Genomic DNA, 12,209 nt, shown 5'->3' with positions numbered 1-12,209 from the left:
TGCACTCGACAGGATTCGAACCTGTGACCGCTCGGTTCGTAGCCGAGTACTCTATCCAGCTGAGCTACGAGTGCATTTGTTGCGCCGCATTATAGCCCGTCTAATCTCTATTCCAACCACTTTTTCTAATAAATTCAACAACTTACAGAAAAAGCCAGATTACAACGTACTAAGCAAATAATGGCGGAGAACGGGGGATTCGAACCCCCGACACCCTTTTGAGGTGTACTCCCTTAGCAGGGGAGCGCCTTCGGCCACTCGGCCAGCTCTCCGCAACACGGGGCGTATATTAACCACCTTCTTCCCCGTTTGCAAACATAAAAATCGATAAAAATTAATGGCTTGGTTCTTCGTCCTTCTCTTTCTTTATACGCAGATAGATTTCTTCACGGTGCACGGCCACCTCTTTCGGGGCGTTGACGCCGATACGCACTTGATTTCCTTTAACGCCGAGCACGGTCACGGTGATTTCGCCATCACCGATAATCAGGCTTTCTGCGCACCGACGAGTCAGAATCAGCATACCTTTCTCCTCACGCGAATCATTTCAGGGACAACAGTCTGCAAAAAAAAGGCACCCGACCTACAACCGGAGCGATCGTAGCCCTACATGCCTGAGTATTGACCAGCGCGAGCAAAAGAACAGTTCGGGGGCTCGCGCCATTCAAAAAATAAAGGGCGCGGTCAGACCGCGCCCTTCAGACAACGCATCACTCGCCCTGACGGGCCGGAGCGTCGAGCTCGAAAGCCGTGTGCAGGGCGCGCACAGCCAGTTCCAGGTACTTCTCTTCGATCACCACGGAAACCTTGATTTCCGAGGTCGAGATCATCTGGATGTTGATGCTTTCCTTTGCCAGGGATTCAAACATGCGGCTGGCCACGCCTGCGTGGGAACGCATGCCGACGCCGACGATCGAGACCTTGGCAATCTTGGTGTCGCCAACCACTTCACGGGCACCGATCTCGCGAGCGGTGTTTTCCAGCACGGTTTGCGCGGACTGGTAGTCGTTGCGGTGCACGGTGAAGGTGAAGTCGGTAGTGTTATCGTGCGCGACGTTCTGCACGATCATGTCGACTTCGATGTTCGCGGCACTGATCGGGCCGAGAATCTTGAACGCCACGCCCGGGGTGTCTGGCACGCCACGGATGGTCAGCTTGGCTTCATCGCGATTGAAAGCGATGCCGGAAATGATCGGCTGTTCCATGGTTTCCTCTTCATCAATAGTAATGAGGGTGCCCGGACCCTCCTTGAAGCTGTGCAGTACGCGCAGCGGAACGTTGTACTTGCCGGCGAACTCCACCGCGCGGATCTGCAACACCTTGGAACCGAGGCTGGCCATTTCCAGCATCTCTTCGAAGGTGATCTTGTCCAGACGCTGAGCAACCGATACCACGCGCGGGTCAGTGGTATAGACACCATCGACGTCGGTGTAGATCTGGCACTCATCAGCCTTCAGCGCAGCGGCCAGCGCCACGCCGGTGGTGTCGGAACCGCCACGACCCAGGGTCGTGATGTTGCCGTGCTCGTCGACGCCCTGGAAACCGGCGACCACCACCACACGACCTGCTTTCAGGTCACCGCGAATCTTCTGGTCATCGATCTGCAAGATACGCGCTTTATTGTGCGCACTGTCCGTCAGGATCCGCACCTGGTTGCCGGTGTACGACACCGCCGGCACACCGCGCTTGATCAGCGCCATGGCCAACAGGGCGATCGTCACCTGCTCACCTGTGGAAACGATCACATCCAGTTCGCGCGGAACCGGTTGATCTTCGCCACTGATTTGCTTGGCCAGATCGATCAGACGGTTGGTCTCGCCGCTCATTGCAGACAGCACAACCACCAGGTCATCGCCGGCATCGCGGAATTTCTTAACCTTGTCGGCGACCTGCTCGATTCTCTCGACAGTGCCGACCGAGGTGCCTCCAAATTTCTGTACGATCAAAGCCATTTCAAAGCCGCCTCTGCCCATGAAGGGCGCCCAATAATCACTCGAACAGCCGCCGGGCCCGCCACTAGACTGCGGGCCCGACGGGCCGTCTTATAAACCCTGCTCGACGAATGGAACGGTCAGCGCCAGTGCGCTATCCAGTGCGCCGGCGTCGACACCGCCGCCCTGCGCCATGTCCGGACGACCACCGCCCTTCCCGCCCACTGCCGCAGCAGCCTGTTTCATCAAATCACCGGCTTTGAGTTGGCCAGTCAGGTCCTTGGTCACGCCTGCGACCAGTACGACCTTTTCCTCATGGACACTGCCGAGCAGGATCACTGCGCGGCCGAGTTTGTTTTTCAGCTGATCGACCAGCGCCAGCAGCGCCTTGCCGTCCTGACCATCCAGACGCACGGCCAGCACTTTCACGCCCTTGACGTCCACAGCCGAGGCCGACAGATCATCGCCCGCAGCGGCGGCAGCCTTGGCCTGCAACTGCTCGAGCTGCTTTTCAAGCGCACGGTTGCGCTCCAGCACCGCCGACAGCTTGTCGATCAGGTTGTCGCGGCTGCCCTTGACCAGGCTGGCCGCTTCCTTGAGTTGTTCTTCAGCAGCGTTCAAGTAAGCCAGCGCCGCAGCGCCAGTGACCGCTTCGATACGACGCACGCCCGATGCCACACCGCCTTCGCTGATGATTTTCAGCAGGCCGATGTCGCCGGTACGGTTGGCGTGGATACCGCCGCACAGTTCGACGGAGAAATCACCGCCCATGCTCAGCACGCGCACGTTGTCGCCATACTTCTCGCCGAACAGCGCCATCGCGCCTTTCTGCTTGGCGGTTTCGATGTCGGTTTCTTCGGTTTCAACGGCGGAGTTCTTGCGGATCTCGGCGTTGACGATGTCTTCCAGCGCCTTGATCTGCTCAGGCTTGATCGCTTCGAAGTGACTGAAGTCGAAACGCAGGCGCTGACTGTCGACCAGCGAGCCCTTCTGTTGAACGTGGTCGCCCAGCACTTTGCGCAGCGCAGCGTGCAGCAAGTGAGTGGCCGAGTGGTTCAGCGAAGTGGCGTGACGCACGTCGGCTTCGACGTGGGTTTCCACCGGTGCGCCAACGATCAGGCTGCCCGACGCCAGTACACCGTGGTGCAGGAACGCGCCGCCGGTCTTGGTGGTGTCGCGCACGTCGAAACGGCTGTTGCCGGCCTGCAGGTAACCGCAATCGCCGACCTGGCCGCCGGATTCGGCGTAGAAAGGGGTCTGGTTCAGAACCACAACGCCTTCCTGCCCTTCACTCAAGACGTCCACTGACTGGCCATCTTTATAGAGAGCAACGACTTTCGCCGAACCGCTGGTGGCGTGGTAACCGGTGAATTCGGTGTCGACGTCTACCTTGACCAGGCTGTTGTAGTCCAGACCGAACGAGCTGGCGGAACGTGCACGGACGCGCTGGGCTTCCATTTCACGCTCGAAACCGGCTTCGTCGATGGTCAGGCTGCGCTCGCGGGCGATGTCCGCAGTCAGGTCCATCGGGAAACCGTAGGTGTCGTAGAGTTTGAACACCACGTCGCCCGGCACCACGTCGCCTTTGAGCTCGGCCAGATCCTGCTCGAGGATTTTCAGGCCCTGCTCCAGGGTCTTGGCGAACTGCTCTTCTTCGGCCTTCAGTACGCGCTCGATATGCGCCTGCTGGGATTTCAGCTCCGGGAACGCTTCGCCCATCTCGGCCACGAGTGCGGCAACGATCTGGTAGAAGAAGCTGCCCTTGGCGCCCAGCTTGTTGCCGTGACGGCAGGCGCGACGGATGATCCGGCGCAGCACGTAACCGCGACCTTCGTTGGACGGCAGCACCCCATCGGCAATCAGGAAGCCGCAGGAACGGATGTGGTCCGCCACGACTTTCAGCGACGCCTGATTGTCGTTGCTGCAACCGATAGCCTTGGCCGATGCGGCCAGCAGGCTCTGGAACAGGTCGATTTCATAGTTCGAGTGAACGTGCTGCAGCACGGCACTGATCCGCTCAAGACCCATGCCGGTGTCCACCGACGGGGCTGGCAGCGGGTGCAACACGCCATCGGCGGTGCGGTTGAACTGCATGAACACGTTGTTCCAGATTTCGATGTAACGGTCGCCGTCTTCTTCCGGCGAGCCCGGTGGGCCGCCCCAGATGTCGGCGCCGTGATCGTAGAAAATCTCGGTGCAAGGACCGCACGGGCCGGTATCGCCCATGGTCCAGAAGTTGTCGGACGCGTAAGGCGCGCCTTTGTTGTCGCCGATGCGCACCATGCGCTCGGCCGGCACACCGACTTCCTTGGTCCAGATGTCGTAAGCCTCGTCATCGCTGGCGTAGACGGTGACCCACAGCTTTTCCTTCGGCAGGTTCAGCCACTTTTCGGAGGTCAGGAAGTTCCAGGCGTAGGTGATGGCATCACGCTTGAAGTAATCGCCGAAGCTGAAGTTACCCAGCATTTCGAAGAAGGTGTGGTGACGGGCGGTGTAACCGACGTTTTCCAGGTCGTTGTGCTTGCCGCCGGCGCGCACGCATTTCTGGCTGGAGACGGCGCGGGTGTACGCGCGCTTTTCCTGGCCCAGGAAGCAGTCCTTGAACTGGTTCATCCCCGCGTTGGTGAACAGCAGGGTGGGGTCGTTGCCCGGAATCAAAGAGCTGGAGGCTACACGGGTGTGGCCTTGCTCTTCGAAGAAGCGAAGGAAGGCTTCACGGATTTCTGCGCTTTTCATTAGGTTCTTCCACGGAGGCTGCGGCCAAAGGCCTGTACGAAACGTCAACAGACGAAACGACGGCAAAGGGCCGCATTATATCGGCCCTGCGCGCGGGGTACAGCGTGTTTATACGATAGAAACGGTCAATTGGGCCGCTAACGCTGTCACTTGCGCGAAAACTCGACGAATGTCGCGATCACTTGCTCGATTTGCGAGCGATTGACGTCCATGTGCGTGACCATCCGCAGACGGGCGGCAGCGCTCAACTTGATCCCGCGCTCGGCGGCAAATGCCTTGATCGCCTCGGCACGGTCGCCCATCTGCACGTAAACCATGTTGGTCTGCACCGGCTCGACACTGAAACCGGCCTCGCGCAAGCCTTCAGCCAGCAACTGTGCGTTGGCATGGTCATCGGCCAGACGTTCGACATTGTGATCCAGCGCATACAGCCCCGCCGCCGCCAGCAATCCAGCCTGACGCATGCCGCCACCGACCATTTTGCGCAGGCGCCGGGCCTTTGCAATCAACGCCGACGAACCGCACAGCACCGACCCGACCGGCGCGCCAAGGCCTTTGGACAGGCACACCGAGACCGAATCGAAATACTGGGTGATTTCCCGTGCATCGACTCCGAGCTTGACCGCCGCGTTATACAGCCGCGCGCCGTCCAGATGCAGCTGAAGGCCATTGTCCTGAGTGAACTGGCGGGCCCGGGCCAGATAGTCCAGCGGCAGCACTTTGCCCTGCATGGTGTTTTCCAGCGCCAGCAGGCGGGTGCGGGCGAAGTGGAAGTCATCAGGCTTGATCGCCGCTGCCACCTGGTCCAGGTCCAGCGAGCCATCGGCCTGCACTTCCAGCGGCTGTGGCTGGATCGAGCCGAGCACCGCTGCGCCGCCACCCTCGTACTTATAGGTGTGCGCCTGCTGGCCGACGATGTACTCGTCACCACGCTCGCAGTGCGCCATCAAGCCCAGCAAATTGCTCATGGTGCCGGTCGGGACAAACAGCGCCGCAGCAAAACCCAGCCGTTTTGCCAATTCGGCTTCCAGACGATTGACCGTCGGATCTTCGCCATACACGTCATCTCCGGTGTCGGCGCGGGTCATCGCGTCGAGCATGGCGGGGGTCGGTTGAGTGACGGTGTCGCTGCGAAGATCGATAACGCTCATGAACCTGGCCTCAAGTCAGCAGGGAAAATCCCTTTTCGAAGACGAATTACTGCGGGCATGGCGCGGATTAATCAACCCTTGCGCAAGGAAAAGTCGTTTTCACGCTTCGAATAATCCGATGGCAATCATCACAAAGGCGCAATGCGCGGCCTGGCAATCTGTGTTAAAAACGCTGCGCCGCCCGATAAAGGGCGGCGAAACGTTCTCAGGGCGGGGTGCAATTCCCCACCGGCGGTAATTGCGCGCAATGCGCATAGCCCGCGAGCGCTTGGTGACGAGCACGGCAAAAGCCGTGAGCGCCGGCAAGGTCAGCAGACCCGGTGTGATTCCGGGGCCGACGGTCACAGTCCGGATGAAGAGAGAACGGGATTGACGCCAAAGGGCCGTCCGCCGTGTATGCGCGAGCGTGCGTACCCTTGAATCCCTTTCGATTCATAACGCCCTGTTTTTCACACAAACAGGAGTCAGAACATGCAACCCACCGCTATCGACAGCAAAAGCAAACACACCCACGGCGAGCGCGTCGCGTTCATCCAGGCCTGCTGGCACAAGGAAATCGTCGACCAGAGCCGTAAAGGCTTCCTCGCCGAAATGATCGCTCAGGGTTATCAGGAATCGGACATCGATTTCTTCGAAGTCGGCGGCGCCTTTGAAATGCCTCTGCACGCCAAGCTGCTGGCCAAGACCGGTCGTTATGCCGGTATCGTCGCGGCGGCGCTGGTGGTGGACGGCGGGATCTACCGTCACGAGTTCGTCGCCCAGTCGGTGGTCAGCGGCCTGATGCAGGTGCAGCTGGAAACCGAAGTACCGGTGTTTTCGGTGTCGCTGACCCCGCACCACTTCCATGCCGGCGAAGAACACCAGAAGTTCTTCTTCGAGCATTTCGTGCACAAGGGTCAGGAAGCGGCGAAGACCTGCGCCGATACGTTGCAGAAAGTGCGTGCGTTGCGCCGCACCGAGCCGCGTGCTGTAGCGGTCTGATGAAATAACGATCTCCCCCGCGCGCTGCGCGGGGGAGATTCAGTTTCAGGCAAGATTTTCGTCAGTGGTCGGCACGATCAGAATGCCCGCTCGCAGGCCGTTCTTGACCTTGGGATTGGGGAAGATAATCCGCGCGCCCTGCTCTTCGATGATCCAGCGGGTATTGGCCAGGTCTTCGGCCAGCACATAACCCACATCCAGTTCCGAAAAGTTTTCGATGTCCGCTGGCAAGTTCAGGCGGAACGCATCGCTGTGCTTGATGATTTCCCGGGCCACGCTGAACAGTTGCAGACCGTCCAGGCCCTGCTCGGCCATCTCCGGCTCGGTGCCTTCGATGATCTGCTTCAGACGGGTTTCCAGCAGCGACACATTGACCCCGGCGTTCTGCCCGAATGGCCGCGCCTTGCCCAGTTCCAGCGTGAAGGACTCGGCCCCCAGCTTGTCGTAGGTGTAGGAGCTGAACACGATCGACGGCTTGTTCTGCAACAGCACCGCTTCCATGCCGGCGGCGCGCAGACGGGCCAGTTCAAGACGGGAATGCTGGCGACCTTCCTTCCACGGATACAAAGCGAACTGCTCGATCTTCGAACCGCGAATCGCCGTGTGCAGGTCGTAGTGCAGGCGCTGACGGTCAGGAAGGCTGAAGAAACTCGCCGCCAGCCGTTCCAGTTCGCAGGCACGCAGGGCTTCGGAACCGCTGCTTTGTTCGTGACGGCCATTGAACAGCCGATTGACGTCCTGCTCGACGAAACGCTCGCCCTTGCGAATCGCTTCCGGGTTGCCGAACAGAAACAGAATACGTGCACGCGGCTTCAGGTCGCCGCGAGCGATGTCATGCAGCAGCCGGTCGAGCAATTCGATCGGTGCCGTTTCATTACCGTGGATGCCTGCCGACAGCAGCAGGTCCAAGCCGTTATCGCGCGCTTCGGGTGGCCGGACTTCCAGCGCACCCTCGCTCAACCAGCGCATGCGCACGCCTTCGACAGTCAGTTGAGTCTTCTCCGCCGGTTCGCGGCCGGCGAGGGTCAGTTCAAGCAGTTTGCCGAGGGCGAGCATAGAGCGGTTTCCTTAGTGGTCGTGGTTGCAATCCGGGCCGTGCACGTGGCCGTCGTCGTCGCCGAGGTCAGCCGGTTCCATCTCCAGTTGCAGACTTACCAGATTAGTCGCCAATGGGCGCAACAGCAGGTTGGCGTACTCTTCGTCGCCCTCTTCGACGTCCACGCCGATCAGCAGTTGGCCACGGCCGTCCTGCTGGATCCACAGCTCTTTGCCTTGCCACATGACCGCGACGCGGGTGCAGGAAGTTTCCAGTTGCTTGCCGTCGGTGTCTTCAAGGATCAGCCGCAGGGAATCGCTCATGTCTTTTTTACGCTCTGTTGGGGGAGAAAAGCCGCGCGCCGCGTTCAGGCGGCGCGCCGGCCATCAATTGATCTGGAATGGATAAACCGCGCCCAGTTTAAGGATTTGCGTCAGTTCATCCAGTGCCGTCCGGCATTCAAGCAGCAACTGCGGATCCGCCAGATCGCTTTCGGTCAGGCGGTCGCGGTAGTGCTTTTCAACCCATGCGGTCAACGAACCGTACAACGGGGCGGTCATGATAACCCCTGGGTTGACGGCCGCTAGCTCGGTTTCGTTGAGCGCGACGCGCAGTCGCAGGCACGCCGGGCCACCGCCGTTCTGCATGCTTTGCTTGAGGTCGAAGACTTTCACTTCACGGATCAGGCCGCCGGAGCTGGTCAGGCCTTGAAGGTAATTCCACACGCGCTCGTTGCCACGGCATTCTTCCGGCACGATCAGCAGCATCGAACCATCAGGGCGCGACAGCAGCTGGCTGTTGAACAGGTAGGAACGCACGGCGTCGTCCACGGTGACCGCCGAACGCGGCACACAGACCGACTGGAACTTGCCGCCGACCTTGGCCAGTTTGGCTTGCAGTTCGGCCAGCATCTGATCGGTGTCGAGGAACGCGTCCTCGTGATAGAACAGCACCTCGCCGTTGCCCACCGCGATCACGTCGTTGTGGAACACGCCCTGGTCGATAACGGCCGGATTCTGCTGCGCGTAGACCACGCCGTCATCACGCAGGCCGTGCAGACGGGCAACCGCCTGCGACGCTTCGAGGGTCTGGCGCGCCGGGTATTTCTGCGGTGCCGGGTAGCGAGTGTCGAACGCACTGCGACCGAACACGAAGAACTCGACACCAGCCTCGCCGTACTCACGGCAGAAACGGGTGTGGTTCGCTGCGCCTTCGTCGCCGAACTGCGCCACCGCCGGCAATGCGGCGTGGTGAGCGAAGTGTTGCTGGTTGGCGAACATTGCGCCCAGCACGCGACTGGTGGTCGGGTGTTCGATGCTGCGGTGGTATTTGCAGTTCAGGTTGGCGGCGGTGAAATGCACGCGACCGTCAGCAGTGTCGGCACTCGGGCTGACCGTGGCGGCGTTGGCTACCCACATGCTCGACGCCGAGCAACTGGCGACCAGCAACGGCATCGCTTCTTTGGCGGCGCGCTCGATCACCTGAGCGTCGGTACCGCTGAAACCCAAACGGCGCAAGGCAGCCACGTCCGGACGCTCCTGCGGCGCGAGCACGCCTTGCTGAAAGCCCATTTCCATCAGCGCTTTCATTTTCGCCAGGCCTTGCAGCGCCGCTTCCTTGGGGTTCGAGGATTGCTGGCTGTTGCTCTGAGACGCAACGTTGCCGTAGGACAGACCACCGTAGTTATGGGTCGGCCCCACTAGACCGTCAAAATTGACTTCATAGGATTTCATCAGCGAGGCTCCACGAGAATCTGTTGTTATAGGCTTCAGTAACTATTCTTTGAGACCGCGGCGCGGCCATCGCTGGCAAGCCAGTTCCCACAGGGATCTCATCGCCCTTGTGGGAGCTGGCTTGCCAGCGATTAGCATCACGCCATCTTCACGCCAGGCGTCAGGGCCGCCGGCAACACCAGGCTCGGGGTTTCCAGCGAGGCCACCGGGTACGCGCAGTAATCCGCCGCGTAGTAGGCGCTGGCGCGATGGTTGCCCGAAGCGCCGACACCGCCGAACGGTGCGCTGCTCGCAGCCCCCGTCAGTTGCTTGTTCCAGTTGACGATCCCGGCACGGCTTTCCAGCCAGAACTGCTGATAGCGCTCTTCGGAATCCGACAGCAGGCCAGCGGCCAGACCGAATGCGGTGTTGTTGGCTTCGGCAATCGCGGCTTCGAAATCGCTGTAGCGAATTACTTGCAGCAGCGGACCGAACAGTTCTTCGTCGGAACGATCGGCAACCGCCGTCACATCAACGATGCCCGGAGTCAGCAGCGCCGACTGCGCCTGCGGTTGAGTCATCGCCAGCAGCGACACTGCGCCATTGGCCAGCAGATGCGCCTGGGCATCCATCAACGCTTTCGCCGCGCCAAGGGAAACCACCGAGCCCATGAACGGCGCCGGCTGCTGGTCGAACGCGCCGACCTCGATGGTCGAGCTGACTTCCACCAGACGCTTGAGCAGGCTGTCGCCCCACGCGCCTTGCGGCACCAGCAGACGCCGGGCGCAAGTGCAACGCTGACCGGCGGAAATGAACGCCGACTGAATGATCGTGTAAACCGCCGCATCAAGATCAGCGACCTGATCGACCACCAACGGGTTGTTGCCGCCCATTTCCAGCGCAAGAATCTTGTCCGGACGACCGGCGAATTGCTGATGCAGGTGATTGCCGGTACGGCTGGAACCGGTGAAGAACAGACCGTCGATACCCGGGTTCGCCGCCAGTGCGATACCGGTTTCGCGGGCGCCTTGCAGCAGGTTCAGGACACCGGCCGGCAGACCGGCTTCGATCCAGCACTTGACCGTCAGCTCGGCGACTTTCGGGGTCAGCTCGCTTGGCTTGAACAGCACGCTGTTACCGGCCAGCAGCGCCGGCACGATGTGGCCGTTCGGCAAATGACCAGGGAAGTTGTAAGGGCCGAACACCGCGACCACGCCGTGGGGCTTGTGGCGCAACACGGCGGTGGCGTCGCCCAACGGGCCGCTCTTCTCGCCGGTACGTTCGCGGTAGCTCTGCACCGAGATCGCGATCTTGTTGACCATGCTGGTGACTTCGGTCGCGGCTTCCCACAGCGGTTTGCCGGTTTCCTCACCGATGGTGCGGGCCAGTTCGTCGGCGTGATTTTTCAGTGCAGCGGCGAACGCTTCGAGCACGCTGATGCGATCTTCCAGGGTACGACGGGCCCAGCTTGGGAATGCCTGACGCGCAGCCTGCACGGCCGACTCGACCTGAGCGGCGGTGGCGCCCTCCCCCGACCACAGCACTTGCTGGGTCACCGGGTTCAACGATTGAAAGGCCTCGCCCTGACCGGCCAGCCACTCACCTGCGATGTATAGCGAATTCATTATTTCGACTCCCGGGCAGCGGACAACGCCACGGCGCGCACCTGATCGCCAGCGTTGAGTTGAAGACGTTTGGCGGTCAGCGGATCGACCACCAGGGTGCCGGCGGCCAGACGGGCCGGCGCAGCCGTGATGCGGCAATCTTCGCGTTTGCGGTTATGGATGATGAACGGCGTGGCGTCGTCGCCCGGCGTGCCGATGGCCAGCACCAGCGCTTCGCTGTCACGCACCGCGCGGATCTTGCTGGTCTCGCACTCGATGGCCGGGCCGGCGTCGAAGATGTCGACGTAACCCTGATAGCTGAAGCCTTCGCTCTTGAGCATCGCCAGCGCAGGCTCAGTGTCCGGGTGCACCTGGCCGATGACGTTGCGCGCGTCCGGCGACAGGAAGCAGGTGTACAGCGGGAATTTCGGCATCAGTTCGGCGATGAACGCCTTGTTGCCGACGCCGGTCAGGTAATCGGCCTGACTGAATTCCATCTTGAAGAAGTGCCGGCCCAGGCTTTCCCAGAACGGCGAACGGCCGGCGTCATCCGACACGCCGCGCATCTCGGCGATTATCTTGTTGCCGAACAGTTGCGGGAATTCGGCGATGAACAGCATCCGCGCCTTGGACAACATGCGGCCGTTGAGGCCGGTGCGGTAATCGGCGTGCAGGAACAGCGAGCACAGCTCGGAGTTGCCGGTCAGGTCGTTGGCCAGGAACAGCGTCGGGATCTCGCGATAGATGTTCAGCTCCTGCGAGGCGCTGACGGTCAGGCCGACGCGGAAGTTGTACCAAGGCTCACGCAGACCGACAGCGCCGGCGATGGCGGAAATCCCCACCACGCGACCGTTGTCGTCTTCGAGCACGAACAGGTAGTCCGCGTCGCCACGGCCGGCTTCACCGCGAAAGGTCTTCTCGGCCCAGCCGACCCGGTGGGTCAGGCGCTCTTCGTTGGCCGGCAAGGTGGTCAGGCCGGTGCCGGTGCTGCGGGCCAGGTCGATCAGAGCGGACAAATCGCTGCTGCGTACGGGACGAACAATCATGCTATCTCCTCA

General features: G+C 61.0%; 10 protein-coding genes, 2 tRNA genes and 1 riboswitch. Of the genes, 1 reads left to right on the top strand and 11 read right to left on the bottom strand.

Translation table 11 applies throughout. From position 1 onward, the window contains the following. The 6 genes from ACKUG4_RS14135 to ltaE all read right to left on the bottom strand — a co-directional run bounded on the left by ACKUG4_RS14135 (position 1) and on the right by ltaE (position 5,818). A tRNA-Arg gene (locus tag ACKUG4_RS14135) sits at positions 1-74 on the bottom strand. Between the two features lie 107 nt (positions 75-181). Next, positions 182-272: transfer RNA gene (locus ACKUG4_RS14130), tRNA-Ser, on the bottom strand. A 62-nt stretch (positions 273-334) separates the two neighbouring features. Beyond that, positions 335-523, bottom strand: coding sequence for a carbon storage regulator CsrA (gene csrA, locus ACKUG4_RS14125; protein ID WP_002554426.1), 189 nt, complete (start codon positions 521-523; stop codon positions 335-337). 187 nt (positions 524-710) lie between these two features. Then, the gene (locus tag ACKUG4_RS14120; protein ID WP_007951048.1) at positions 711-1,952 is read right to left on the bottom strand and encodes an aspartate kinase; all 1,242 of its coding nucleotides are present in this window, start codon (positions 1,950-1,952) and stop codon (positions 711-713) included. Between the two features lie 90 nt (positions 1,953-2,042). Continuing rightward, the gene (alaS, locus tag ACKUG4_RS14115; protein ID WP_169431530.1) at positions 2,043-4,667 is read right to left on the bottom strand and encodes an alanine--tRNA ligase; all 2,625 of its coding nucleotides are present in this window, start codon (positions 4,665-4,667) and stop codon (positions 2,043-2,045) included. Positions 4,668-4,813: 146 nt separating this feature from the next. Next, positions 4,814-5,818, bottom strand: coding sequence for a low-specificity L-threonine aldolase (gene ltaE / locus ACKUG4_RS14110; protein WP_085610730.1), 1,005 nt, complete (start codon positions 5,816-5,818; stop codon positions 4,814-4,816). Positions 5,819-6,015: 197 nt separating this feature from the next. Continuing rightward, positions 6,016-6,187, top strand: a riboswitch (FMN riboswitch). Between the two features lie 102 nt (positions 6,188-6,289). Here ltaE and ACKUG4_RS14105 point away from each other — a divergent pair. Continuing rightward, positions 6,290-6,799, top strand: a complete 510-nt coding sequence (locus ACKUG4_RS14105) for a 6,7-dimethyl-8-ribityllumazine synthase (RefSeq protein WP_011335530.1) — start codon at positions 6,290-6,292, stop codon at positions 6,797-6,799. A 45-nt stretch (positions 6,800-6,844) separates the two neighbouring features. Here the strand turns inward: ACKUG4_RS14105 and astE are convergent, their stop codons facing one another. From astE to aruG, 5 genes are all read right to left on the bottom strand, one after another. Next, the gene (gene astE, locus ACKUG4_RS14100; RefSeq protein ID WP_007951052.1) at positions 6,845-7,855 is read right to left on the bottom strand and encodes a succinylglutamate desuccinylase; all 1,011 of its coding nucleotides are present in this window, start codon (positions 7,853-7,855) and stop codon (positions 6,845-6,847) included. A 12-nt stretch (positions 7,856-7,867) separates the two neighbouring features. Further along, the gene (locus tag ACKUG4_RS14095) at positions 7,868-8,158 is read right to left on the bottom strand and encodes a hypothetical protein (protein WP_064598799.1); all 291 of its coding nucleotides are present in this window, start codon (positions 8,156-8,158) and stop codon (positions 7,868-7,870) included. A 63-nt stretch (positions 8,159-8,221) separates the two neighbouring features. Further along, positions 8,222-9,568, bottom strand: coding sequence for an N-succinylarginine dihydrolase (gene astB, locus ACKUG4_RS14090; RefSeq protein WP_064598800.1), 1,347 nt, complete (start codon positions 9,566-9,568; stop codon positions 8,222-8,224). A 137-nt stretch (positions 9,569-9,705) separates the two neighbouring features. Beyond that, the gene (astD, locus tag ACKUG4_RS14085; protein ID WP_445434258.1) at positions 9,706-11,175 is read right to left on the bottom strand and encodes a succinylglutamate-semialdehyde dehydrogenase; all 1,470 of its coding nucleotides are present in this window, start codon (positions 11,173-11,175) and stop codon (positions 9,706-9,708) included. Next, complete coding sequence (gene aruG / locus ACKUG4_RS14080; RefSeq protein WP_064598805.1) at positions 11,172-12,197, bottom strand: arginine N-succinyltransferase subunit beta; 1,026 nt, start codon at positions 12,195-12,197, stop codon at positions 11,172-11,174. The genes astD and aruG overlap by 4 nt, the downstream gene beginning before the upstream one ends. Between the last annotated feature and the right edge of the window lie 12 nt (positions 12,198-12,209).

The sequence above is a fragment of the Candidatus Pseudomonas auctus genome (assembly GCF_048654275.1).
Lineage (GTDB): Bacteria > Pseudomonadota > Gammaproteobacteria > Pseudomonadales > Pseudomonadaceae > Aquipseudomonas > Aquipseudomonas pharyngis.
This window is presented reverse-complemented; position numbering and strand designations above follow the sequence as displayed.

Bases quoted from the DNA above. Each gene is read 5' to 3' on its own strand.
- csrA (WP_002554426.1), bottom strand. From the start codon at position 523: ATGCTGATTCTGACTCGTCGGTGCGCAGAAAGCCTGATTATCGGTGAT.
- ACKUG4_RS14120 (WP_007951048.1), bottom strand. From the start codon at position 1,952: ATGGCTTTGATCGTACAGAAATTTGGAGGCACCTCGGTCGGCACTGTC.
- alaS (WP_169431530.1), bottom strand. From the start codon at position 4,667: ATGAAAAGCGCAGAAATCCGTGAAGCCTTCCTTCGCTTCTTCGAAGAG.
- ltaE (WP_085610730.1), bottom strand. From the start codon at position 5,818: ATGAGCGTTATCGATCTTCGCAGCGACACCGTCACTCAACCGACCCCC.
- ACKUG4_RS14105 (WP_011335530.1), top strand. From the start codon at position 6,290: ATGCAACCCACCGCTATCGACAGCAAAAGCAAACACACCCACGGCGAG.
- astE (WP_007951052.1), bottom strand. From the start codon at position 7,855: ATGCTCGCCCTCGGCAAACTGCTTGAACTGACCCTCGCCGGCCGCGAA.
- ACKUG4_RS14095 (WP_064598799.1), bottom strand. From the start codon at position 8,158: ATGAGCGATTCCCTGCGGCTGATCCTTGAAGACACCGACGGCAAGCAA.
- astB (WP_064598800.1), bottom strand. From the start codon at position 9,568: ATGAAATCCTATGAAGTCAATTTTGACGGTCTAGTGGGGCCGACCCAT.
- aruG (WP_064598805.1), bottom strand. From the start codon at position 12,197: ATGATTGTTCGTCCCGTACGCAGCAGCGATTTGTCCGCTCTGATCGAC.